Origin of the sequence: Limnothrix redekei LRLZ20PSL1 (assembly GCF_043235035.1) — a bacterium.
GTDB lineage: Bacteria > Cyanobacteriota > Cyanobacteriia > CACIAM-69d > CACIAM-69d > CACIAM-69d.
Genome location: NZ_JAZAQF010000043.1, coordinates 18,881 through 41,842 on the forward strand (window position 1 = coordinate 18,881; position 22,962 = coordinate 41,842).

The window sequence follows — 22,962 nt, forward strand, 5'->3', positions numbered from 1 at the left end:
CCACACCTAGAACATGTCTGCCGGATCCGCCGATTGCAAACGCCGCGAGGCGATCGCCCCCGACAAACAGCACATTACGAAGGTGACCATCAACACCAACAGCGCCCGCCCCAAGGTCATAAACATAGGCAAGTTGGTAGCGTTACGGGTCAGGGCATATAACCCAGCGGACACGGCCAAGCTGGGCACAAACCCAACAATGGCCAAGATCAGCGCTTCTTCCAAAATCACGCCAATGAAATAGCGGTGGCGATAGCCCATGGCCTTGAGGGTGGCATATTCCCGAATGTGGTCGTTGACATCGGTGGAAAGCACTTGGTAAACGATGATTACGCCAATGCCAAACCCCAGGGCCACACCAAAGCTGAAGATGAACCCAATGGCGGTGTTTTTGGCCCAGTAGTCCTTTTCAAATTGCACAAATTCCGCTTTGGTCAGCACGTTCACGTCGCTCGGCAAGGCGGCTTGCAGTTGGGTGCGCACGGTGACAGGATCGGCCCCCGGTTCCAGGTAAATCAGGCCGATGCTGACGCTGCCAGGATCCCGCCGGGGAAAGGCCCGCAAAAAGTTGCGATCGCTGGTGAGAATGCTGCCGTCGGCGGCGAAGGACGCACCCACTTTGTAAGTACCAATGACCTCAATTTGTTTGCGATCGAGGTCGGTTTGCACGGGTTGGCCCCGATCGAGCTGGGCAATGGTTTTTTGATATTCCCCCCGAGCTGCCCGATCGAAAAGATAGCGATCTTGCAACTTCAGATCATTTTGATGCTGTTGAATTTCCGGGAAATCAAAGGCCGGGCGATCGGGATTGGTTCCCAAAATCAGAATTTGCTTTTCCTTGCGGGTTTCGGGATTTTTCCAGTTGCTAATCGTGGCATAGAGGGGATCCGCATTGGCCACGCCGGGGATCGCTTCCGCTTGAAACAGACGACGACGGGCAAAGCTAGATAGACCAATCAGGTTGCGGGCCTGGGCGCTGATCAACACCACATCGGCGGTGATGGCCCGGTTCAGCCGGGTGTTGCTGTCATAAAGGGCATTTTGGAACCCCAGTTGCATAAAAATCGCCAAGTCCGCGAAGGCAATGCCCGCCAAGGCCGTCAGTAGCCGTCCCCGATCGTGCCGAAGCTGTAGCCAACCGAGGGGAATGCGACGTTGCAGGGCCGCAACCCAAGCGGGGGTCGTCTTGGTTTCGGGATTGGGGCGAGGTTGGGGGGCGGCTCCCAAATCAGCCGTGCCGGGAGCCAGAGATTCAGGGGCTGAGTCGGCAGAGCGAGTGAGGCGATCGAGCATGATGGGCATCCATCCCGAAGGGTTCTCAGACAGCGCGGGCAGTGATTGGGGAAACCCGGCTGCCAACGGTAAGCAAAAATTGAAGATCAGGACGCGCTAGACAGCCCGATCGATAAAGACTGGGGCCAAGACTGGGGCTAGGGCGCGTCGTCAAATCGCCTGAAACCCTGATTCCGCCGTTGGCAGATCGTGGGGGATAAGATGCTCAAGTCCCTTGTCACAACGACTGGAACGTGGAAAATCAATCGTTTCCGCCTGATCCTAGGAAATGACGACAGGCCCTAAGGCTGGGGCAGAGATTTCAGATCGATGGTGGCTTTTACTTGCAAATTGGTCAGATTGGCCACCCGCTGACCGTCGGTTGGCTCCAGCCGAATTCGCACTTCCACCACGCGCTCATCCAAATTGGCAGAGGGATCGATATCGCGGGTGGTCTGTTTGCGCACCTGCAACCCCGATCGCACCACCGATCCTCGCAGTTCACCGGAAAATGCATCACTCGTGATGGTGGCCGTTTGCCCCACGCGAACCTTGGGTGCATCGGTGTCATACACTTCCGCCACCACTTCCATTAGCTGGGTTTGACCCAAATCGGCAATGCCCTGGCTACCCACCAATTCACCGGGTCGAGCATAGATTTTCAGTACCTGACTGTCTCGGGGAGCGCGAATAATGGCACGGTTGAGATCCGCCCGCGCCTGCTTAGCGGCGGCGATCGCAGCGGCCAGGTCTGCTTCGGCCACCCGCAAATCCGTGGGGCGCACCTCCGCAATTCGATCGAGGGTGGCCCGAGCGGCGGTGAGCTGAGCCACGCCCGTTGTCCGAATTCGATCGAGGCTGGCCTGGGCTTCCACCACTTTTTCTCGATAGGAAGCATCGATTTGGGCCAAATTAGCCCGCGCTTCCACCAACCGAGCACGGGCCGTATCCAGGGTGGTGGTTTTGCTGTCCCGTTGAGAGGCAGAAATCGCCCCCGTGCCATAGAGGCTGGCATAGCGATCAGCTTCCACCTGGGCGTTGGCTAACTCCGCTTCCAAACGGGCGATCGTGGCCCGCTGGGCGGCCAGTTGGGTATCCCGTTCCGCCAGCAGTCGATCGAGCGTGGCCCGTTGGGAGCGCCAATCGCCATCCCGCTGGGCCCGCACCCGATCGATCTCTGCCGACTGGGCATTCAGTTCGCCCCGTTTGGCCCCAGCTCGCACCCGATCAAGGGCCGCTTCAGCCGAATCCACCTGGCGATCAGCCCGTTCCACCGCCGCCGCCAACCGTTCCGCCTCATCCAAAATCGCCACCACCTGGCCCGCCCGCACCCGATCGCCCTCCTCCACCAACAGGCGGGCAATTCGCGAATCCGTGCTCGATGACGGAGCCGCCAGCGTAATCACCTCCCCCGCTGGCTCCAGTTGCCCCAGGGCCGTCACCACCGTTGGCGACGGCAAGGGCGTAACCACCGGAGCTGGAGTTTCCGCTGCCCGGCTGCGCAACAACACCGCTCCCCCACCCACCAAGACCACCGCTCCCAGGGCGATCGGAATCGTCGCTTGAGTCCATTGACGGGGATTGAGCAATTTCCAAGGAACCGGACTGGTCACGATGTCGCCCTCCGAATCTTGTGCAGCGAGCTGTGGAGTGAGAGAGGTATAGCAGGTAATCAAACTGAACTGTCTAGTTCAATTTTGAGTATAGCTAGACTAAACCGTTTAGTACAATAGGAATTAATGCGGAATTCATCCCAAATCGTAATTTGCGGACTCGATCTCTCCAAACCTTTAACCACAACGGCCTTTTACCGCTCAAAATCACCTGATGCAATCCAAGGCGATCGCCCATTAATCTTTAATGACTGCCCAGAGGAGAGTTAAGGTTGAAACCTTGCGGAAGCGTCATGGGTTGGAACCCGTCAAAAGTCAACGCGCATCAGCCGCGAATTAACGCTTACACCGCCTCCATTTTGTCAATCATTCATCCCGCCAATCCTGTCAATTCTGGGCAGGAAGATCCTGGGCAGAGATCGGGGCAGCCCAGCCCCCCTTGCTCAATTCCGTTGCTATTTTGTAGGTAATGACCATGTCCGTTCCGGCTGCGCACCCGATCGCCCCCCTCAGCAAAAAACGCCAGATCCTGGACGGAGCCATGAAAACCTTCCTGGCCAAAGGTTATGCAGGCACGAGCATGGATCGCGTGGCGGCCACCGCAGGCGTTTCCAAAGCAACGGTTTACAGCCACTTCCAAAGCAAGGAAAGTCTCTTTGGGGCGCTGGTGGAAGAGCTGGCCCGCAGCAAGTTTCCGGAAATGTTTGACGAAACCCTCTTGGGGGCTGACCCACACCACTTTTTGCGACATCTGGCCAATCTCTTCATCTTCAAGGTGGGCCAGGATGAGGGACATATGGCCTTCATTCGCTTGATCATGGCCGAGTCGGAGCGGTTCCCGGAGCTATCCGAACTGTTTATTCGAAATTTTTGCCAGCGCGGTTGCGAAGCCCTCGCCAGCTATTTGACAGCCCATCCGGAGCTAAATATTGACGATCCAGAAGCGACCGCCCGCGTTTTTATTGGTGCTCTGGCCCACTTCAACATCACGCAGGAGATGTTGGGCGGCAAGCACTTGGTTCCCATGGATCCCCAGCGCGTCATCGATACATTGCTGGCCATGATTTTGCACAATCCCTAACTGAGAGATCCCCATTGCCAATCCGAGATCTGTCGATGGATCTAGGTCTAATGGATCTAGTGGATCTATTGATTCTTGATAGGTTCGCTGAATTTCCCCTAATTTCCTCAAATTTCATCAATAGACTCCATTGATCAGATCCGATCGCTCCTAGAGATCCAGCAACTCGATCGCCCTACTCGTGCAGATCGATCGCCTTGAGCTATCCAAACGCCGGGGATCGTCAATTGGCCAGGTTTCGCCGCCAGCCGCCAAAAAGTATTACCATTTTTTAACAGAGACTCAGTGTTTGGAGCACTGCGCGTTCTTCTTGGAAGGATTTCCCTCATTATTTCAATCATGACTATCGCCGCCTCTAATGCGATCTCAAATGGGATGGTTAATCCCAGTAGTTCAGCCACGGAAGACGAGGGCAAAGGGCTTTTAACCCGTCCCGATCGCAACACCCATGACGGACAACCTGCGCAAGTGCACCAGCCTCCAGCAGTCAGCAAGGATGACATGATGGACGCGGTACGGACGATTCTGTTAGGGGTTGGTGAAGATCCCGATCGCGAAGGGCTGCTGAAAACCCCGCACCGGGTGGCGGAGGCCATGCGTTTCCTCACCAGCGGCTATGACATGTCGTTGGAAACATTGGTCAATGGGGCCATTTTTGATGAGGGCCACAATGAAATGGTTCTCGTTCGCGACATCAACTTCTTCAGTCTTTGCGAACACCATATGCTGCCCTTCATGGGCCGGGCCCATGTGGCTTACATTCCCAACCAAAAGGTGGTGGGCTTGAGCAAGTTGGCTCGGATTGTGGAAATGTATGCCCGTCGTTTGCAGGTGCAAGAACGCCTAACCCGTCAAGTGGCGGAAGCGATCCAAGAAGTTCTGGAGCCTCGGGGGGTGGCTGTGGTGATGGAGGGAACCCACATGTGCATGTCGATGCGTGGGGTACAAAAGCCGGGTTCTTGGACGGTGACCAGTGCCATGGTGGGTGTGTTCCAAGAAGACCAAAAAACCCGCGAAGAGTTTCTGAACCTGATTCGGCATCAGCCGTCGTTCTAGGTTTTAAGGCAGGGCACTGAGGATCTGTCATCAGATCCTCGATCGTCTAAATCCTGCTGGTGCGAAGTCGTGGGGAGCCAAGGGTTAAGCCCCCGTCTACCTGTTGCGAAATCGTGAGGGATAAGGGGCTTAGTCCCCTTGTCTGCAATTTGTCTAGAAGTTTTCTACGACCTGTCTAGAAGCTTTCTGCAACAGGTTTCTGGGGCGGACTTACTAGTGTCTTGGTCTCTCGACTTCTGTACCCAATGAGCTGAGATCTGCGTCATTGTCATTGCCCGATCGGGGGTAACTCTGGGGCCGTTAGGGGAAGTGCTTTGGCCAAGCAGTTGGCATCTAAGAGCAGGAGGCCTTCTTGGGATTGAGCTGCCAAGCAGCGATCGACCCGTTGAGCCAGCGCCGATCGCTGGCCACTGGCTAACCAGCGCCGGGCTTCTCCGTAGGCGGGTTGGTATTGCCGTAGCCAGTCATTATTTTCCAAATAGTCGCGATCGAACGCGCCCGGATCCAGTAACCAGTGAGTGGGTTGATACTGGGCGATCGCGGCCCGCAATAGGTTGAGATCAGGGCTGTATTGGGCCCGCAGCAAGGTTTCCACACGCGATCGAAACTCGCGGTAATAGCCCCAGTGGTAGGGAATTGCAAATTCGGCCCCCACCAAAACGGATTTACCGGCAAAAGTGGGGATGTTGCTGGCTTCACCGGAAAGGGTGGCAATGCGCATATTGTTTGGATAGTCAGCCAAGATTTCATAGAGATCCGGTGCCTGGCCGATCACGTAGTTCGCCTTTGGAAACCCACGCACGGCCAACGGATAGGCAACTAACAACCCGATCGCCCCGAGCGTGAGACCCCAAGCCAAAAGTCGCCGCTGTCCTTGGGCCCAAGTCCAAAGCCGATCGAGCAGCAACACCAGCACAATTCCTGTGGCGATCGCCAAAACGGCTCTCAGGCCATGTTGGGTGTAGCGACTGGGCAAGTGCAACCGAAACAGCAGCAGATGGGCCAAACCAAAGCAACCGAAACTAGCCAGGGTCAACAATGGCAGAACTTCAATGCCCGATCGCACTTGAGACCAGAGGGGAAACCGATCGCGCCAGCGCCAAATCAGGGGCAAGCCCAACCCCAAAACCAGCAAAGGCGGCTCCAGCGGTGGTTGAATGCCGCTGCGACCCGCCGACAGCCAAAAACGCCCAAAATCTTCATAGAAAAAGCGCGATCGCCCATTGGGTAAAAATTCCGGTAACTGACGCGCTTGATCAACGGTGATGGTGGGGCCAAAGGCAGAAGCATTGGCCGCAAAGGGCAGTAACACCGCCACACAAACCCCCAGCCCGATCGCCCAAATGCGCCAATGGGCCTCCCGCCGCCAGACCCCGATCGCTAAACGCAGGGTCAACATGGCCGCCGTCACCAAAACATAGTGGGGATAAAAACCCCCCAACAGCCCGATCGCCAAACATAGCCCCCAGGGCGATCGCTTCACCCAAGCCCACAGCACCATCAAAAACAGGGGATTCAAAAAAGCCCGCGCCGTGCCCGAAGCCAAATCATCCTTCAGCCAAAGGTTTTGGAGAAACAGCAGCGCCGCCACAAAGCCGGCAAAGGGAACCGGCAAAATGGCTCGCGTGACGGCCCAAGCCAATCCCCCGATCGCGCCACTGAGAATCAACGGCCACCCCTTGGCCGCCATCACAGCTCCCCAATCCATTACTTCCGGGAACCAGTAGATGGCTCGAAATCCCCAGGGGGCAACGGACTCAAAATAATCCGCAATCCAATCACCCGGAAACGCATCCGGGTGACTGAGCCGCAGCATCCAGAACAAATGCTGCCGACCGTCATCGGCCACCACATAGGGATCTGCAAAGGCTTCCGGCAAGATGGCCAAGCCATAGCCCAAGCCGAACAGAATACTGGCAATCCACCAGAGCCGATCGACCCAACGGGCTGGCTCGGGGTCAATCAAAAGCTGTCGAAGCCGGGCGATCGCAGACATCATGGGGGGTTGGAAAAAGGGGCCAGGGTGTTGAACCGAATGTCGATCGCCATCAGTCATGGGTGCATCGATGAACCCATGAACAACAACCAAGAACACCCCTAGCGCCAATTTCAGTGCAACGAAACGAAGGGGTTTGTGCTGATGGTGCTGTTGATTAGCCCATCTTGCCAGGCGATCGCCCCCTCGGGATCCTTCGTTTCCCCCTAGCGCCACTTCCCCAGCGGTCATTCAGATCCCAGACATCTGGTTTAGGCTGGTAATGAGCGATCGCAAAACACCCTGTGAGCCATAGGCTTCATTGACCCAAAAACGGATTTTGGCTTTAAGCGAATCTTCGCTTCTCCTAACAGCAGTCCCATCTTGAAAAGCCTGCTCAACGCTCTCATTTATGATGGGCAATTGCGGATTCAAGATTTGGAAATTTTAGATCCCTATCAGCAACCGGAAATTCCCGATTCCAAGTTGAGCATTTTGGATGTGAAAGCTCAGCTTGATGATGGCTCCACCGTGATTATTGAAATGCAGGTGGCCAAGGTGGAAGCCTTTATACAGCGAATTTTGTATAACACCACCAAAGCCTATGCCAGCCAACTGGGACGGGGTAAGTATTATCTGGGACGGGGTAAGTATTATTGGGATTTGAGGCCCGTGATTGCCGTCACCATCACGGACTTTATCTTATTCGACGATCCAGAGGTGGATCAGTCCTTGCCCATTTCCCGGTTCAGCATTCTGAATGAAGAAACCCACGCCCTTTGCACCTCGCAATTGCGCTAGATTTTTGTGGAATTACCGAAATTTAGTAAGGATTTGGTGAACTTAGAAGGGCTGGTCGATCAGTGGTTATTTTTCTTGCAACGGGCCGGGGAGTTGCAACAAGCTCCTCCAGAATTGACCAGCGATTGGGATTTACAGTCAGCCCTGGACATTGCCAACGAAAGTCAACTGTCTCCGGCGGAGTTGCGCTTTTTTGAGGCGGAACTCGATCGACTGCGCGTCATGCAAGGGCAAATTTTCAGCGCTCGGGACGAGGGTCTTGCGGAAGGACTAGCTGAAGGACGGGCCGAAGGGCTGGCAGCAGGGCGTGCTGAGGGGATCACCTTAGGTGCAAAGCAGCGAGAACTGGAAATTGCCCGCGAGCTGCTAAAAACCCTGGATCCGGAAACGGTCAGCCGGGTGACGGGCTTGTCGATCGAACAAGTGCAGGATCTGGCCCAAGCCACCGATGATCCTTAAAGTTGCGCCAAAAATTGCACCCAAATTGCGCCGGGTTCATTAAGACCAAAACACCAATACCAAAACACCAATACCAAAACACCAAACTCAACGAGTTCTTTCGCCCCCAGCAAACCAAGGACAAATCTCCAAAGGGCGAAACCCTTGCCTTATACTGCGATCAAACGTTCCCCGATCGCCCAAGAGCTAACGGGAAGAACGACTCGATCGGCTCTTTGAACCCACGCCGCAAACTACCATGCTGGAACTGTACCAATTTGAGTTATCGGCTTACTGCGAGAAGGTGCGCCTTGCGCTGGATTACAAGAGCCTGGACTACCGCAAAGTTGAAGTGACTCCCGGAGTCGGACAAATCGATGTTTTTCGGTTGTCGGGCCAGCGCCAAGTGCCCCTGCTGAAGGATGGCAACGAGGTGATTGCCGACTCAACCGCGATTTTGAACTATCTCGATCGCGCCTATCCCGATCGCCCTCTTTTGCCCCCCAATCCTGCCGAGCGGGCCTTGGCGACGGTGCTGGAAGCTTGGGCCGATGATTCGTTCTATGCCGATGCCCGCAAGGTTTTTCTGGCAACCCTGGGTCAAGATCCGGGCTACCGCACGGCCCTGTTACCGGATGAAACGCCGGATCCGTTGAAGACCCTGGTGGGCTTCATTCCCGGTGAGGTTTTTGGGGTGATGGGAGCCGGTGTGGGTCTCACGCCGGAGGTGCTGAAAAAGGCCAAGGATAACCTCGGCCGCGCGATCGAAAGTCTATGCAGCCTTTTGGAAGCAAATCCTTACCTGACCGGCAGTCAACCCACCCTGGCCGATGTGGCGGTGGCGGCGGTGAGTGTGTTGGTGAAAATTCCCAGCACACCCTACTTTGATGTGCCGATCGGGCTGCGCGGGCGCGGCATTCCGGGCATTGCTGACAATCCGGCCTATGCTCGCTTCTTTGACTGGCGCGATCAGTTCTATCGTGACTTTCGCACGCCCTTGACCGGTGTGGCCAGTGCCAACCCCAGCAGCAATGCCGGGCCCACGACTATCTCGATCGACTAGGGTTTAGGAGCGTGGTTCGATCGAGCTGTTGAAGGCTGAGTCACGCTTGATCGAACCAACAACTGAACCCCGATCGAACCCGATCAACCTCATCTCCACCCCTATGCCGACTGCTCGCCGGGCCCGCCCCGATCGTCCTGCCCGATCGCCTCGATCCTCTCGATCGCGGGTGACCCTGCTGTCGTTGTGGCAATCGCGGCGGGCGGCCCGCAGTCGCAAGGTGTCTCCCCTGCCGCCCAAGCCGCCACTACCGCGGCCCATTCAGCGCCTGAAGCGAATTCAGCGTTGGTCAGCCATTGCGGCAATGGTTTCGATCGCCCTAGCCGTGTTGGTTTATGCCCAAACGGTGCAGTTGCAACAGGCTTGGACAATGGACTATCGCAAACTCCAAAGTCTTCAGCGCCAAGAACGAGATTTGCGCGTGGCCCTGGAGGTGTTGAAAGACAAGGTGGCCCGCCAAGCGGCGGCGACCGACTCCACCTTGCAACCCCCCCCACCGAAACAACTGATTTTCCTGAAGCCCGCCAACACGACGGAGGCCAGCGGCCGATCGCCCAACATGCCCGCAGCGTTGCCGCCGGCCACGGGTGAGGGGCAACAACCCGCCGAACCCAGGCCGATCGGCTACTGATTCCCGGTTGCGATTCTCAATCCTGCGATGGTCACGGATCGCCCATTGAGCGATTGAACCGCCACTCGGGCTTAAGCTCGGCGGTAGCGCATCCCCGGCAAGTTTTCCACCAGGCCCAATAGCTCCAATTCCGTGAGGGCCGCCATCACGTTTCCGGGACTGAGGCCACTGGCCGCCACGATCGCATCAAAGGCCGTGGGAGTTGGGTCGATCGCCCGCAAAACGGCAGCCGGAGCCGGAGCCAAGTTTGGTGGTGGCAGGGTTGGGGCGACGGCTGGCTTGGCCGTTGGGGTTGGTCCAGGGGCAGCGGGCCCCGGCGCAGGCGATCGGGCGGTTTCACTGGCGGTGGCGGACTCCGCTCGATCGAGCTGGGGCAGGGCCCCCAAACAATCCAACAGATGGTCTTCGCTCAAAATGACCTGCGCCCCGCTGTTGATCAGCTTCAGGCAACCGGCCGAAAGGGGCATGTCCAATGACCCGGGCAACACATAAACATCTCGGCCATAGTCGGCCGCTTGGTTCGCGGTGATCAACGCTCCCGATCGCTCGCCGCCTTCAATCACGATGGTTGCCCGAGCCAGCCCCGCCACAATTCGGTTGCGGCGCGGAAAGTGCGCGCGATCGGGCCCCGTGCCGCTGGGATATTCACTGAGGGCAAACCCGGAGCCGGGATAGTCAAACGCGCCCACAATTCGACCATAGAGATCGCGGTTGCCCGTGGGATAGACCCGATCGACCCCGGTTCCCAAGACGGCAATGGTGCGCCCACCCGCCGCCAAACAAGCACGATGGCTTTCCGCATCCACCCCCTCCGCCAACCCAGAAACAATGCCAAACCCCGCTTTGGTGAGACAGGTGGTGAGCCGATTGGTCCATCGCTGGCCATAGTCCGACGGTTGGCGCGTGCCCACGATCGCCACCAGGGGTTGCGTTCCCTGAAGTTCCGACGGGTGGGGTTGGCCTCGGTAATACAACAGGGGCGGGAAATCCGGCAACTCCCGCAGAAGTTGCGGATAGTCTGGATCGGCGGGAGTCCAGAACTGGGGATTTTTTTGAGTCCAATCGGCCAAGAGTTGCTCAGGGTCGATCGCCGATCGCCCGGCCAGGATTTTCGCCAACCGTTGGGGGCCGATGCCTTCGATGGGGGTTAAGTCCCTGGGATCTGCCTGCCAAGCGGCGGCCAAGGAACCAAAGGCCCGCTGGAGCCGCTGCAAGAGCACGGGGCCCACATCCGGAACCTGCGACCAGGCCAACCAGGCGGCTCGCTCCGTGGAAGGTGCAGTGGGGTGCGATCGGGACAGATTCAAAACAGATTCAAATTAGGAGGGCTAATTAACAGTGAACAGATTTGGTATCAACCGATTGGTATCATAGGGGGGCTATCGCGTCGTGTTCGATCGGGGCTGCCTTAGCCAAGCGTTCGATCGCGATTCGACAGTGCCCTTGTGGGCCCCCGCCGGCACTGAGTCACCGTTGGTAACTCCGCTACCGCGTTGGCCTTTGCCCCGGCTTGCCCCACAACTTGGCTGCCCAAGCCTCTTTCCTCGTTCGGAGCAATACAAATGCTGGCGCTTAAAATCACTGTATACGTTGTTGTCTCGTTCTTCATTGGCCTGTTTGTGTTTGGTTTTCTGTCCAACGACCCGGCCCGGAACCCCAACCGTCGCGATTTTGAATAAACCTGGGCTGGATTTTGGAATGCCATCGCTAGCCATCGATGGGTTGTCCATCGGCGCGATCGCAATTCCGAGCTTCAATCCTGCTCCTTGTGTTGATGATGAAACTCAGCGATAGCGACCAGTTTGCTACGCTGAGTTTTTGTGTGTGGCAGCAAGGATCCCAATGGCGGCATCTCTTGCCATATCCCCAGTACAATGACCACGCAAGCACGCTCACCCAAGGGATTGTTTGGGGCTGAGTAGTGGCCGGCTGGATGGTTTACTTGCGATCGAGATCCGGCTCGATGGTGTGGTTGATTGTCGTGATTTTTTGCCCATTGGACGACTGATTTATGCCCTACCCGGTGCTACCGCCCGAGATGCCGCCGCTAGTCCAGGACGTGGCTGTAACGCGGGAAACTGAGCCGACGGCCGCCGAGGGCGATCGCCCCCCTGAGCCAAATTCAACCGCCCCCGCGTCGGTTCCCCTGCGCCGGTTAGGATCTCTGCCGCCTCGGCCGGCTCGCAGCTTGCGGCCCGGATCCTTGCGAGATTTTCGGCAACAGCACCGCCAAGACCGACGGGCCGCCGACCAATTGGGGCCGAATCGGGCCTTGATTCACATTGATCGGCAAATCGATCGGCAAGTGGATCCGCCCAACCGACAAAACCCGCCCCGCCCGCAGGCCGAAGAGCAGACAACCGCCACCAGCAACGGGAAGAACCCGCCGGCCGGATTGCCGCCGCTGCGTCGCTGGGCAAGACCCACTCGCGATCAAACAACGCCCCCCCAATTAACCCAGTCCACCGATCGACCGTCAGCCGCCAACCCTGGCCAACTCGGGGAATCCACAGCGATCGGATCCACAGCAGTCGGATCCACAACTGAGGGATCTACAACTGAGGGAGCAACGGTCTACGCCGCTCAGGATTCAACGAACCAACCCAATGCTCAAGGCGCTGGGCAACAGCTTCGGGCAGACAATTCCGATGAGGATCCCCTGCGGAATGTGCCGCCCCTGTTTCCTCGGGAAGGGCCAGGGCCGGTGAACGAACCACCCAATGGAACCGAGGGGCCGGAAATACCGCCTCCCGAGCCAGCCACGGGCGATCCACCGTTCCCGCCGCGATCGAGCGATCAACCCCCATCCCCCACGGATCCGCAGCCGACGGAGCGACCGATCGACCCCGATCGACCGCCCCAACCGGTGAATGCGGGCGACCCCAACAATTCACCGAACCGAACCGATCGACCCGGTGGCGGCCGGCCCCCGCGGCCAGAGTTGCCCAATTTGCCCCCCGGTGCGATCGGGGCGATTGAGGTAACGGCCGATCGGCAGGAATTCGACTCGGTTCGGCAAATTTTCATCGCGATCGGCAACGTCACCATGCGTTACCAAGGAGCCGTGATCAATGCCGATCGACTCCAGGTCAGCCTTGATAATCGAATTGCCCTTGCAGAAGGCAACGTAGCCCTCACCCGTGGCCAGCAGGTGATTCGGGGCGCAAGGATGGAATACAACCTCGTGCAGGGGGATGGTTCCCTGTTTGAGAGCTACGGCGAAATTTTCCAGCCCACCACTGGCGAAGACTTTGCCCCGGCAGAGGTGATCACCGCCGGGCCCTATAATCCCGCCCTCGATCGCCCCTTGAGCGATCGCATTTCGGCCAACGAGCCGCTGCGGGATGTGCGCCAAACGGGCCAATTTGGGCTGCAAGTGGGCACGGGCAATTTTGGGCTATTGGATCCGCCACCGGGCCAGGTGGGCGAGGTGCAAAACTTCCGCTTCCAGGCCGATCGGGTCGATTTTGACCCCAACGGCTGGGTGGCCCAAAACGTGCGGATCACCAATGATCCCTTCTCGCCCCCGGAAACGGAAATTCGGGCCGATCGGGCCCGGCTGCGGCGCTTGTCGCCCTTGCGGGATGAGCTAATTGCCGATCGCCCCCGGGTGGTGTTTGACAATCGCTTCACCCTGCCCCTGTTGGTGCGCCGAACGGTGATCGATCGCCGGGAACGGCCGCCCCAGCCCTTTGAAATTCGCTACGACGGTGAAGATCGAGGCGGGCTATACATTCAACGGCAATTCGACGTAATTCGCACGCCCCGAGTTCGTCTGCGGGTCACGCCTCAATACCTGATCCAGCGGGCCCTATTTGACGAACAAGCCAACGGGCCAATCGGGCTGGATGTGTTGGGCTTGCAGGCTCGACTGACAGCGCAACTGTCCCCCACCACTTCTCTGCTGGGCGTGGTGCGAGCCGTGACGCTCGATCCCGATCGCTTTGAAGATGACTTCCGAGGCAGCGTTCGGCTCAATCAAATCATCCCCACCGGTTGGGGGCCCCACTCCCTCACCCTGGAATATAGCTATCGCGATCGGTTATTTAACGGTTCCTTTGGGTTCCGCACCGTGCAACGCAGCATCGGGGCCGTCTTTGCCTCGCCCCAAATCCGGATTGGCAACACCGGCTTCATTGCCAACTACCAATTGGGCTACCAAAACATCAATGCCCAATCGGACTTTGGTGATCTGATTGATGAACCCAGCCGCAACACGGACGATCGAATCACCCTCGATCGCACGCAAATGGCAATTGCAGTGGCCCGCCCGATCGTCCTGTGGCGTGGCGAGGCTTTGCCGGCCACACCCGAAGCCGGCCTGCGCTACAGTCCCGTGGCCCTGCGGCCGAGCATCGTGCTGGTTCCTCGCTTGCAAATGGTTTGGCAAAACTACAGCAGCGGCGACTATCAAAACGTGCTCACCGGCTCGATCGTCCTCCAGGGACAGTTGGGCCATTTTTCCCGTCCTTGGCTAGACTACACGGCCTTCACCTTGGGCTACATCGAAAACTGGCGACATGGTTCCTCGCCGTTCCTGTTCGATCGCGTTGGTGATGCGCGGGTGGTGGTCGTTGGCCTCACTCAGCAAATCTATGGACCCTTCCGGGTTGGCTTCCAGCAGGTCTACAACGTTGATACGGGCGAACGGATCGACAGTAACTACACCCTGGAATATAGCCGCCGCACTTACGGTTTGCTGTTGCGCGTTGATCCAGAGCGCCAATCCGGCTCCCTGCAACTGCGCATCACGGATTTCAACTGGACGGGCAGCGGTCAGGAATTTGGTGATATCTAGGCCCAATCGCTCGATATGGCCTGATCGCCTTCACCTCCAGCCTTGATCTAAAACGATCGGCAAGTCATGAAACAGATGCCATAAAGCGATTAGCAGGTGGGCATTGCCCATCCCACCGGCCACTCAAACCTTGCTCTTAAATGGGCAGGTTGGCCCTGGGGTCGAACGACTCGATCGCCCGTAATTGTTCATACAACGCCAACTCATCGGTGCTCAATTGGGTTGGCGTAGCGATTTGGATTTCCACAATCTGATCGCCCCGGCGATCGCGGTTGATCGGATAGCCCTTATTCGACAGGCGCAGCCGCTGGCCGTGGCGCACCCCGCGCGGCAGGTTCATCTTCACCATCCCATCCAAGGTCGGTACCTCGATCGCGCTGCCCAACACCGCCTCGCTGGGGGTGACTGGCACTTCGCAATAGAGATCGACTCCCTCCAGCCGGAAAAAGTCGTGGGGGGCGACGGTGATTTTCAAGAACAAATCACCCCCATTAATTCCCTGATTTTTGAGGCGGATCCGCTGGCCAGTCACCAACCCTGGCGGCATGTTCACTTCCAGCGATCGGCCGTCTTCTAGTCGAATTCGTTCCCGGCCACCGCTAAAAGCCTTTTCCAGGGGAATGGTTAACCGTGCTTCCGCGTCCCGGGCAACCGGTGGCTTCACGGTATAGGCCGTGCGGGTTGTGCCGGGCCGGTAGTAATCTCGATTGCCCGGTTGGGGTGGGGCCGTCGGTTCGCCGCGTCGATTCAACAGCCGATCGACAAAGCTATTGAAGTCAATAAACTCGCTGTAGTCCAGGTTGTCGGCCACCCGAGATTCGGAGCGATCGCCCCAGGTGCGTCCTGCTGCAGCCCGCCGGGCATTTTGGAATCCCTTCTGTTTCCAAAATTTGCTGTATTCGTCGTATTGGGCCCGCTTGGTTGTGTCCGAAAGTACCTCGTAGGCTTCGCCAATGTCCTTGAATCGCTCTTCGGCTTCCTTGTTTCCGGGGTTCAGGTCGGGGTGATATTGCCGAGCCAGTCGCCGGAAGGCCCGTTTAATTTCGTCGCCGCTGGCCTCTTTGGCAACACCGAGAATTGCGTAGTAGTTGCGGAAGTTTTGCATTCGGGGAGGTCAAGTTCAAACAGCTGCGATCGCGATCGGCGCTTCGGCTTTCCAGCTTACCGCGATGGGCCCTTAGGCGTTCGATCGGCTAACCGATCCGGTCGATTGGCAGCGCGATCGGCCAGCTTCGGCCATCTAACGACTGGCCGCAGATTGCGATCACCCAACCATTCCAAGCGCGATCGGCAGCAGGTACCCAGAGCCGGATCGGGAGCGTCCTGGATCAACCCGCATGTCTGAATCCATGTCTTGATCTAGGGATGCCCGCTGACCCCGGGCGATCGCCCCTCAGCTATAGTGAGGGGATAGAGCCAATCACGGCGCGATCGCCCGTCCGGCTCGGATTTTTGACTTGTTATTTGCTGATTAAACCCATCATGGCCGCAAAACCCGCTGCTCCCTCCTTTTCCATGGAGGACTTCATGGCTGCCCTCGACGAAAAAACCGTCTCTTTTGAGGCGGGGCAACGGGTCAAGGGCAAACCCTTTGAGTACGCCAACGACGGGGTTTATGTAGACATTGGCGGCAAATCCGCTGCGTTTTTGCCGGTACGCGAAGCCGCCATGCGCGAACCCTCGGGCGCTGAGGAACTGCAAAACCTGTTGCCGCCCAATGTGGAGCGCGAGTTCATTGTGCTCAAGGAAGCCAACGCAGATGGTCAGGTGACCATTTCGATTCGACAAATGGTGTTGGATCAGGCCTGGAAGGAGTTGGCCAAGGCCCAAGAGGAGAAACAGGCGATCGCCGCGCGTGTGAATGGGGTCAACAAAGGCGGCGTGACGGCGGCCGTGATGGGCTTGCGGGGGTTCATTCCCCGATCGCACCTGGTGGAACGGGAGGATTTGGACTCGTTGGTGGGCCAAACCTTAACCGTCGTGCCGATCGAGGTGAACCGCAATGCCAAAAAACTGGTGCTCTCGAACCGGGAAGCGGCCAAGGTCGGCCTGATGGCACGCCTGAAGGTGAACCAACTCGTTGAAGGTAAAATCACCGGGATTCGCCCCTTTGGCGTGTTTGTGAGCTTTGAGGGCAACACAGGGCTGCTGCATGTCAAGCAAATGAGCCAAGCCCATGTGGCCTCGATCGAGGATCTGTTCAGCCAGGGCGAAACGATCCGCGCCGTGATTATGGAAATCGATGAGTGGAAGGGACGGATCGCCCTTTCAACAGCGGTGCTGGAAAATCACCGGGGCGAAATGTTGGAAAACAAGGCCACGGTGATGACCGAGGCGATCGCCCGTCATGCCCAGCTTTATCCCCATTGGGACGCAGAGCCGGAGCCGATCGCGGAGTCCAGCCCGGAGCCAACCGAGCAGCCCACCGCCCCGGAAGCCGCAGAATCGATCGCACCGACTGACTCAACCGAGTCAAGCGAATCAAGCGAATCAACCGCAGCCCAGGCCAGCCCCGAGGCGATCAGCCCGGAAACACCAGACAACCCGGCAGCACCGGAACCCGCCACCAAGCCAGAACCGGCCCCTGCGCCCAAAGCTCCGATCCGGCTGGTGGATTTGAAACCGAAACCTAGCCGCGCTCCTGAGTCGAACGCATAGCACCTATGATCCCGATCGCCCTGGTCTTGGCCCTTTGCCTAGAGTGGGCGATCGCCCCGGCGGCGATCACGGGTTTGCCCCCTAGCCCACTCGCCCAAGCCACGCCGAACCAACCGGCAGGGATCCGGAGCGATCGGTTGGGGTTGAATGGCCTGCGCTTGGGCGACAATCCCCAACGGGTGCGCGCTCGGCTCGGCCGGCCCCAACGCACCCAAAACCAGCCCCCTGGCAACTATGACCGCTACGAGGCTTGGTATTACCCCAACCTGATTTTGGGCTTTGGTGATGGAGCGTTGGCCATGATCACAACGACGCGACCCAACTGGGGAACGGCTGAAGGGGTACGGGTGGGCGATCGCTCCAGCCGCATCCTGGCCATTTATGGAGACCCCAATTGGCGCGATTCCGATCGCTGGGGCTACCTGACCGATGACGGGGCTTTTTTGACATTGCGCCTACGGGGCGATCGGATCGTGGAAATTCTCTGCGGTTGGCTGCCCGATTAAGTTGGTTGCCCGATTAAGTTGGTTGCCCAATTTAAGTTGGTTGCCCAATTAATGATTCAACACCCATGAGCAACCATGGCTAAAAAGCAAAAATTTCCGCATCTCTTGGGTTCCAAATGGACGGCCCGCCAACGCACCTTTGGTTGGCGACATTTTCAGGTGAACAATCGCAAAAACGAGGGCGATCGGGTCTATGCGGAACTGGTGGCCTCCTGCGATCCCAATGCGCGGTTTTGGATTGATGCGCGCAATCTCAAAAACCGTGATCTGTGGGCAGCGGGCTGGCAAACCCTCGAAGAAATTGAAATTCTGGCAGCGGTCGATCGGGGCGATGACCTGAGCGAAGAAGTGGAAGTGCTGCACCCAGACGCACTGTGATGCCCAGCCCCTAGCTACTACTTGGAAGGGCCATGGGGCTAGAGCGTGTCGTCAAATCGCCTGAAACCCTGATTCCGCCGTTGATCGATCGGTCGGGGGAATTAGGGTGGTGGGCGCAATGAAGATCAACGGAGAGGGTGGGATTCGAACCCACGGAACCTTGCGGCTCACTCGATTTCAAGTCGAGCGCATTCGACCACTCTGCCACCTCTCCCGGTAAGCCCTGTTATTTTACCGCTGTCGGCGCAAAATCGACCCCTGATTCTGAGATTTCCCACCCAGTCAGCGGAATTTGAAACTGCTGCGGGGCTGCGATCGCGGCCAAATCTGCCCGGAACTGCACCACGGGGCCAATGATGGCGATCGCCGGGGCAGAAAATCCCGTTTCGGTCACTCGATCGCACACCGTTTCTAAGGTGGCCACCAATTCCGCCTGTTCAGGACGGGTTCCCCACCGAATCAGCGCCACGGGGTCGGTGGGCAATCGCCCCGCTGAAATCAAGGCGGGCACAATCTGGTTCAGGTTATGCACACCCATATAGATCACGATCGTTTCAGCACTTTGGGCGATCGCTGACCAATTCACCTGGGGGCGATATTTCCCCGCCGACTCGTGCCCCGTCACAAACACCACCGATGAGCTGTAGTCGCGATGGGTTAAGGGAATGCCCGCATAGGCCGGCGCAGCGATGCCAGCCGTCACGCCCGGCACCACCTCCACCGGCACACCCGATCGCAACAGATCTTGCATTTCCTCGCCCCCTCGGCCAAACACAAAGGGATCGCCCCCTTTCAGCCGCACCACGATCGCCGCTGTCTGGGCTTTTTCAATTAGTAATTGGGTGGTTTCTGCTTGCAACTTTGAGTGACGGCCCCGGCGTTTTCCCGCGTCAATTCGTTCCGCCTGAGGATTAATCATGGCCAGAATCGGGGCACTCACCAACGCGTCGTAAACCACCACATCGGCCAATTCGAGCAATGTCTTTCCCTTCAGGGTCAGCAAGCCCGGATCACCAGGCCCCGCCCCCACCAAATAAACCTTCCCGATCGGCTGGGGAGTCGCAAAGTCGGTCATGAATGAAGAACTACCGGAACGTTCGAGATATTGATCTTAAAGGATGCCTGAGCAGTATTTCGGGGAGCAATTTTGGGGTCATGGGCGGCCGAAATCGCCCAACTGTGCCTACTGGGGTTTGCATTTACCCGCACGAATCAGACCCACACGCTTGGCGATCGCCTCCGCCAAATCTCCGTAGGGGCCCCACCGATCGCCCGCTGGATGGGGATTGGGCAATTCGGCCAGGCGATCGCTCGGGACAATTTCGCAGCGATCATCTGCACAACGCACAATATAGAATTCCGGCACTTCCATCAACGCCTTCAATCTGTTGATTAACCCTAATTACCGAAATTGCCGATCAGCCAATTAATCAATCAACCAGCCAATTAATTAATCAATCACCCAATTAACCAATCACCCAATTGACCAATCACCGAGCCGATCGCCCGTTGATGAACAGCAACTTGCTTCCTCAAAGATCTAATCAGCTATCGGGGAGCAGTGGCGGCGCTGGCTCCAGCATTTTCACCATCCTTCAGCTTGGCAATTTTTCCTTGCAACACTTCCAAAGCCTTCGCGTATTGGGCATCTTCTAGCGTGCCAATTTTGTCGCGATTTTCACTCAGGAACTCCCGTTGTTGATCGGTCAATTCCACCTTGATATCGGGATCGATCCCGTGTTTGTTGATGTCGCGACCGCTGGGAGTCAAATATTTAGCCACCGTCACCGCCATCCCGGAACCATCGCCCAGGTTCCGGACTGACTGTACCAACCCTTTTCCAAAGGTTTTTGTCCCGATCAAAACGGCGCGTTGATTGTCCTGCAAAGCTCCAGACAGAATTTCGCTGGCGCTGGCAGATCCCCCATCCACTAAAACCACGAGGGGTTTGTTCGTGAGGGCAGTGCGGTTGGCCTGTTGGCGATCAGTCTCGCCGTTGCGATCGACCGTGGACACGATCGCCCCCTCATTCATCCACATCCGCGCAATGTCAATGCTGGCATACAGCAAGCCACCGGGATTGGAGCGTAAATCCAACACATAGCCAGAAACGTTTTGGGATTCTAGCTTTTGGATGGCTTCGCGCATTTCCGTGGCGGCGTTGGCGCTGAATTGGGTCAGGCGAATGTAGCCGATCGGGGCTGTGCCGTCCTTGGGCCGCTCGCTGAAGCTCACCGGATGCAGCTCAATGCGGGCCCGCTCGATCGTGTAAGTCATGGTGCGATCGCCCCGTTGCAGGGTCAACACCACCGTGGTTCCCACCGGGCCGCGAATCAGCTTCACGGCTTGGTTAATATCCATCCCCTTGGTGGATTTGCCGTCAATGCTCAGGATTTTATCCTTCGACAAAATGCCCGCCTTGGCCGCCGGGGAGCCATCGATCGGGGAAACAACGACCAATTCTTTGGTTTTCTTGTCTTCACCCAACTGCAATCCCACCCCCGTCAGTTCACCGGAGGTGTCGATTTGCATGTTGCGGAATTCATCGGGATCCATGAAGCGGGTGTAAGGATCGCCGAGTTTTTCCAGCATTTCCCGAATCGCTTTATAGGCTGCTTCGGGTTGGGTATAGTCGCGGTTCAAGTAATCTTGGCGCACCGCTTGCCAGTCCACCTGGTTGAAGGTGCCATCCACATAGAGCCGATCGACAATTTGCCAAACCTCGTCAATCACTTCCTTCGGGTTTTCTTGGAAGAAAGCATGACCTTGCGAAAGGTGAATGCCCGCGCCTGTCAGAGTCACAGCAGCCACCGTTGTGGCCGCCGCACCTAAAACGAGCTTGCTATTCGCGATCGGCATAAGGCTCTAGTTCATCATTCGCGCGTCTCATTCTCATCATAGTGTTTTGCCGGGTCGATGGCGATTGGCAAAGAAATTACGACATCACTTGATTGAACAGGCTGCCCAGGGCGATCGCTTGGGCACGGGGCATTTGGCCATAGCTGAATCGGTAGGGAATTTTTGACCCCAACAGCGGCCGCATGGTTTCTAGCAGGTAAGGACTGCCGTATAAAATCACGCCCGCTAACTGGTGGGATTCTTGGAGGGCTTTCAGCCAAGCGATCGCCCCTTGGGTGAGGTTGGCACTGCCTCGGAAGGGATTGCCCCGGGCAAAAATTTGCAAAAGGGTGGGTTGCTGGGCCGCCAGAGAACCGATCGCCTCGAAGTCCACCGGGCTGTAGCTGTCCACAATTTGCAGTTGCCCGATGCCCCACTGGCGCGGCCAGGCGATCGCCGGGACAAATTGCCCCAGGAAGTCGCTGGCGATCGCGTCATCCACCACGATCAGATTGCGGGCGATCGGGCACTGGGTTGGAGTATCGGCCGGGGAGTCGATCGCCGCTTCGGGGGTCAGCTCTGCCAAAGTGCCCAAATTTTCCAAGGCTTCCTGGGCCAAGGTGCGATCGGGCGTTTCGGGTGTTTCGGGCGATCGGGGCAGGGCCAACACCCCGTTACCACCGCCCAAACTGCCTTCCAAAATGGCCGTCACGGTGGCTTGGTGCTGGGGCTGGCCCAATTGTCCCCGCAGGTCGATCGCGCTGGGGGGAACGTCGGCCGCCTGTCGATCGGCCGCCTGAAAAACCTTGCCCTTGGCTTGCCAAATCCGCGCCACCGATTCCCGAATCCGCTCCGGGGAAATGCGTCCCGCCTCCACAGCCTGCGCCACGGCCTCGATCGCCCCCGGGGGATCCACCGGCATCAACAAAATATCGGCCCCCGCTTCCACGGCCATCACAGGCGCTTCGTTGGCCCCATAGTGCCGAGCGATCGCCCCCATCACCAGCGCATCGGTCACAATTAGCCCCCCAAAGCCCAGGTCTTGCCGCAGCAACTGGGTCAAAATCGATCGCGACAGGGTGGCGGGCAGTTGGGCATCAAGGGCGGGAATTTGCAAATGGGCACTCATCACCGCATCCACGCCGGCCTCGATCGCCGCCACAAAGGGAGGCAGCTCGATCGCGTTCAATCGCGGGCGATCGTGGGGAATCACCGGCAGAGACAAATGGGAATCGATCGCCGTGTCGCCATGGCCCGGAAAATGCTTGGCCGCCGTCAAAATCGGGAATTGGTGGGCCCCGGCGATGAAGGCCGCGGCCAGTTGCCCGACCAATTGCGGATCGTCCCCAAACGATCGCACATTAATCACCGGATTAGCGGGGTTGTTATTCACATCCACCACCGGCCCCAGCAACCAATTCAGCCCGATCGCTTGGGCTTCCGCTGCCGTCATGGCTCCCAAGTTGTGGGCCAAGGTCAGCGCTTGGGGTAAGTCCTGCTGTGCCAACGCACCGAGGGCCATCAGGGGCGGCCCTTGGGTGGCTCCCCCAAACCGCTGCCCCACGCCCTCTTCAATATCCGCCGCAATCAGCAGAGGCACGGGGGCCCACCGTTGAAACTCATGGGTTCGCAGCGCCACCTCTGCCGCACCCCCACCCAGCAGAATCACGCCCCCCACGCCCAACTCCTGGATCCAAGATTCCAGCACCGAAGCGATCGGCTCCCAAGCGGGATAGCGAATTTGGGCATCAAACAGAAAGCCCGAAGCCCGCACAACAACCATTTGGGCAATCTGTTGGCGCAGGGTCAGGCGATCGAGGTCAGGCAAGGGGAACGGGGCCGAAACAGTCATGG

20 protein-coding genes and 1 tRNA gene are annotated in these 22,962 nt (G+C 57.9%); 11 read left to right on the forward strand and 10 right to left on the reverse strand.

Going from position 1 to position 22,962, the window contains the following annotated elements; all coding sequences use genetic code 11:
- Window positions 1-6: 6 nt before the first annotated feature.
- Together devC and VPK24_RS07500 are read right to left on the reverse strand one after the other, a co-directional pair.
- Entirely contained in the window at window positions 7-1,302 is a 1,296-nt protein-coding gene (gene devC / locus VPK24_RS07495; protein WP_393011813.1) for an ABC transporter permease DevC, read from the reverse strand.
- A 272-nt stretch (window positions 1,303-1,574) separates the two neighbouring features.
- Complete coding sequence (locus VPK24_RS07500; protein ID WP_370567642.1) at window positions 1,575-2,885, reverse strand: HlyD family efflux transporter periplasmic adaptor subunit; 1,311 nt, start codon at window positions 2,883-2,885, stop codon at window positions 1,575-1,577.
- 475 nt (window positions 2,886-3,360) lie between these two features.
- Here VPK24_RS07500 and VPK24_RS07505 point away from each other — a divergent pair, with 475 nt between their 5' ends.
- Complete coding sequence (locus VPK24_RS07505) at window positions 3,361-3,966, forward strand: TetR/AcrR family transcriptional regulator (RefSeq protein WP_393011816.1); 606 nt, start codon at window positions 3,361-3,363, stop codon at window positions 3,964-3,966.
- A 339-nt stretch (window positions 3,967-4,305) separates the two neighbouring features.
- The gene (folE, locus tag VPK24_RS07510; RefSeq protein ID WP_393011818.1) at window positions 4,306-5,022 is read left to right on the forward strand and encodes a GTP cyclohydrolase I FolE; all 717 of its coding nucleotides are present in this window, start codon (window positions 4,306-4,308) and stop codon (window positions 5,020-5,022) included.
- Window positions 5,023-5,290: 268 nt separating this feature from the next.
- Here the strand turns inward: folE and VPK24_RS07515 are convergent, their stop codons facing one another.
- On the reverse strand, window positions 5,291-7,249 hold the full coding sequence (locus VPK24_RS07515) for a hypothetical protein (RefSeq protein ID WP_393011820.1): 1,959 nt from the start codon (window positions 7,247-7,249) through the stop codon (window positions 5,291-5,293).
- A gap of 69 nt (window positions 7,250-7,318) precedes the next feature.
- On the opposite strand from VPK24_RS07515, the gene VPK24_RS07520 reads away from it, so the two are divergent.
- The 4 genes from VPK24_RS07520 (at window position 7,319) to VPK24_RS07535 (ending at window position 9,930) form a co-directional block, all read left to right on the forward strand.
- Window positions 7,319-7,798: an Rpn family recombination-promoting nuclease/putative transposase gene (locus tag VPK24_RS07520; protein ID WP_393011850.1), complete on the forward strand. Its 480-nt coding sequence runs from the start codon at window positions 7,319-7,321 to the stop codon at window positions 7,796-7,798.
- A gap of 6 nt (window positions 7,799-7,804) precedes the next feature.
- The gene (locus VPK24_RS07525; protein WP_393011822.1) at window positions 7,805-8,257 is read left to right on the forward strand and encodes a hypothetical protein; all 453 of its coding nucleotides are present in this window, start codon (window positions 7,805-7,807) and stop codon (window positions 8,255-8,257) included.
- 238 nt (window positions 8,258-8,495) lie between these two features.
- A complete protein-coding gene (locus VPK24_RS07530; RefSeq protein WP_393011824.1) occupies window positions 8,496-9,299 on the forward strand; it encodes a glutathione S-transferase family protein in 804 nt (267 codons plus the stop codon).
- 103 nt (window positions 9,300-9,402) lie between these two features.
- Window positions 9,403-9,930, forward strand: coding sequence for a hypothetical protein (locus VPK24_RS07535; protein WP_393011826.1), 528 nt, complete (start codon window positions 9,403-9,405; stop codon window positions 9,928-9,930).
- Window positions 9,931-10,001: 71 nt separating this feature from the next.
- Here the strand turns inward: VPK24_RS07535 and dprA are convergent, their stop codons facing one another.
- Window positions 10,002-11,237: a DNA-processing protein DprA gene (gene dprA, locus VPK24_RS07540; RefSeq protein ID WP_393011828.1), complete on the reverse strand. Its 1,236-nt coding sequence runs from the start codon at window positions 11,235-11,237 to the stop codon at window positions 10,002-10,004.
- Window positions 11,238-11,492: 255 nt separating this feature from the next.
- Here dprA and VPK24_RS07545 point away from each other — a divergent pair, with 255 nt between their 5' ends.
- Together VPK24_RS07545 and VPK24_RS07550 are read left to right on the forward strand one after the other, a co-directional pair.
- Complete coding sequence (locus VPK24_RS07545) at window positions 11,493-11,609, forward strand: photosystem II reaction center protein I (protein ID WP_099531763.1); 117 nt, start codon at window positions 11,493-11,495, stop codon at window positions 11,607-11,609.
- 332 nt (window positions 11,610-11,941) lie between these two features.
- Window positions 11,942-14,728 carry a DUF3769 domain-containing protein gene (locus VPK24_RS07550; protein WP_393011830.1) on the forward strand — a complete coding sequence of 929 codons (2,787 nt, stop codon included), beginning with the start codon at window positions 11,942-11,944 and terminating at the stop codon, window positions 14,726-14,728.
- A 136-nt stretch (window positions 14,729-14,864) separates the two neighbouring features.
- Here VPK24_RS07550 and VPK24_RS07555 read toward each other — a convergent pair whose 3' ends face one another.
- Complete coding sequence (locus VPK24_RS07555; RefSeq protein WP_099531761.1) at window positions 14,865-15,833, reverse strand: DnaJ C-terminal domain-containing protein; 969 nt, start codon at window positions 15,831-15,833, stop codon at window positions 14,865-14,867.
- A 260-nt stretch (window positions 15,834-16,093) separates the two neighbouring features.
- Here VPK24_RS07555 and VPK24_RS07560 point away from each other — a divergent pair, with 260 nt between their 5' ends.
- The 3 genes from VPK24_RS07560 (at window position 16,094) to VPK24_RS07570 (ending at window position 18,270) form a co-directional block, all read left to right on the forward strand.
- Entirely contained in the window at window positions 16,094-17,386 is a 1,293-nt protein-coding gene (locus VPK24_RS07560; RefSeq protein WP_393011833.1) for a S1 RNA-binding domain-containing protein, read from the forward strand.
- A 5-nt stretch (window positions 17,387-17,391) separates the two neighbouring features.
- Window positions 17,392-17,892: a hypothetical protein gene (locus VPK24_RS07565; protein WP_393011835.1), complete on the forward strand. Its 501-nt coding sequence runs from the start codon at window positions 17,392-17,394 to the stop codon at window positions 17,890-17,892.
- Window positions 17,893-17,967: 75 nt separating this feature from the next.
- Window positions 17,968-18,270: a TIGR02450 family Trp-rich protein gene (locus tag VPK24_RS07570; protein WP_190525665.1), complete on the forward strand. Its 303-nt coding sequence runs from the start codon at window positions 17,968-17,970 to the stop codon at window positions 18,268-18,270.
- Between the two features lie 129 nt (window positions 18,271-18,399).
- Here VPK24_RS07570 and VPK24_RS07575 read toward each other — a convergent pair.
- The 5 genes from VPK24_RS07575 to VPK24_RS07595 all read right to left on the reverse strand — a co-directional run bounded on the left by VPK24_RS07575 (window position 18,400) and on the right by VPK24_RS07595 (window position 22,960).
- Window positions 18,400-18,484: transfer RNA gene (locus VPK24_RS07575), tRNA-Ser, on the reverse strand.
- A gap of 12 nt (window positions 18,485-18,496) precedes the next feature.
- A complete protein-coding gene (gene cobA, locus VPK24_RS07580) occupies window positions 18,497-19,345 on the reverse strand; it encodes a uroporphyrinogen-III C-methyltransferase (RefSeq protein WP_393011837.1) in 849 nt (282 codons plus the stop codon).
- Between the two features lie 108 nt (window positions 19,346-19,453).
- Window positions 19,454-19,642, reverse strand: a complete 189-nt coding sequence (locus VPK24_RS07585) for a DDE transposase family protein (RefSeq protein ID WP_393011839.1) — start codon at window positions 19,640-19,642, stop codon at window positions 19,454-19,456.
- A 176-nt stretch (window positions 19,643-19,818) separates the two neighbouring features.
- Window positions 19,819-21,129 carry a carboxyl-terminal processing protease CtpC gene (ctpC, locus tag VPK24_RS07590; protein ID WP_099531757.1) on the reverse strand — a complete coding sequence of 437 codons (1,311 nt, stop codon included), beginning with the start codon at window positions 21,127-21,129 and terminating at the stop codon, window positions 19,819-19,821.
- A gap of 76 nt (window positions 21,130-21,205) precedes the next feature.
- Window positions 21,206-22,960: a glycoside hydrolase family 3 N-terminal domain-containing protein gene (locus VPK24_RS07595; RefSeq protein WP_393011841.1), complete on the reverse strand. Its 1,755-nt coding sequence runs from the start codon at window positions 22,958-22,960 to the stop codon at window positions 21,206-21,208.
- Between the last annotated feature and the right edge of the window lie 2 nt (window positions 22,961-22,962).

Excerpts from the sequence above, each read along its gene's own strand:
- devC (WP_393011813.1), bottom strand. The coding sequence starts at position 1,302 with ATGCCCATCATGCTCGATCGCCTCACTCGCTCTGCCGACTCAGCCCCT.
- VPK24_RS07505 (WP_393011816.1), top strand. The coding sequence starts at position 3,361 with ATGTCCGTTCCGGCTGCGCACCCGATCGCCCCCCTCAGCAAAAAACGC.
- folE (WP_393011818.1), top strand. The coding sequence starts at position 4,306 with ATGACTATCGCCGCCTCTAATGCGATCTCAAATGGGATGGTTAATCCC.
- VPK24_RS07515 (WP_393011820.1), bottom strand. The coding sequence starts at position 7,249 with ATGACCGCTGGGGAAGTGGCGCTAGGGGGAAACGAAGGATCCCGAGGG.
- VPK24_RS07530 (WP_393011824.1), top strand. The coding sequence starts at position 8,496 with ATGCTGGAACTGTACCAATTTGAGTTATCGGCTTACTGCGAGAAGGTG.
- VPK24_RS07535 (WP_393011826.1), top strand. The coding sequence starts at position 9,403 with ATGCCGACTGCTCGCCGGGCCCGCCCCGATCGTCCTGCCCGATCGCCT.
- VPK24_RS07545 (WP_099531763.1), top strand. The coding sequence starts at position 11,493 with ATGCTGGCGCTTAAAATCACTGTATACGTTGTTGTCTCGTTCTTCATT.
- VPK24_RS07550 (WP_393011830.1), top strand. The coding sequence starts at position 11,942 with ATGCCCTACCCGGTGCTACCGCCCGAGATGCCGCCGCTAGTCCAGGAC.
- VPK24_RS07555 (WP_099531761.1), bottom strand. The coding sequence starts at position 15,833 with ATGCAAAACTTCCGCAACTACTACGCAATTCTCGGTGTTGCCAAAGAG.
- VPK24_RS07560 (WP_393011833.1), top strand. The coding sequence starts at position 16,094 with ATGCCCGCTGACCCCGGGCGATCGCCCCTCAGCTATAGTGAGGGGATA.
- VPK24_RS07565 (WP_393011835.1), top strand. The coding sequence starts at position 17,392 with ATGATCCCGATCGCCCTGGTCTTGGCCCTTTGCCTAGAGTGGGCGATC.
- VPK24_RS07570 (WP_190525665.1), top strand. The coding sequence starts at position 17,968 with ATGGCTAAAAAGCAAAAATTTCCGCATCTCTTGGGTTCCAAATGGACG.
- cobA (WP_393011837.1), bottom strand. The coding sequence starts at position 19,345 with ATGACCGACTTTGCGACTCCCCAGCCGATCGGGAAGGTTTATTTGGTG.
- VPK24_RS07585 (WP_393011839.1), bottom strand. The coding sequence starts at position 19,642 with ATGGAAGTGCCGGAATTCTATATTGTGCGTTGTGCAGATGATCGCTGC.
- ctpC (WP_099531757.1), bottom strand. The coding sequence starts at position 21,129 with ATGCCGATCGCGAATAGCAAGCTCGTTTTAGGTGCGGCGGCCACAACG.
- VPK24_RS07595 (WP_393011841.1), bottom strand. The coding sequence starts at position 22,960 with ATGACTGTTTCGGCCCCGTTCCCCTTGCCTGACCTCGATCGCCTGACC.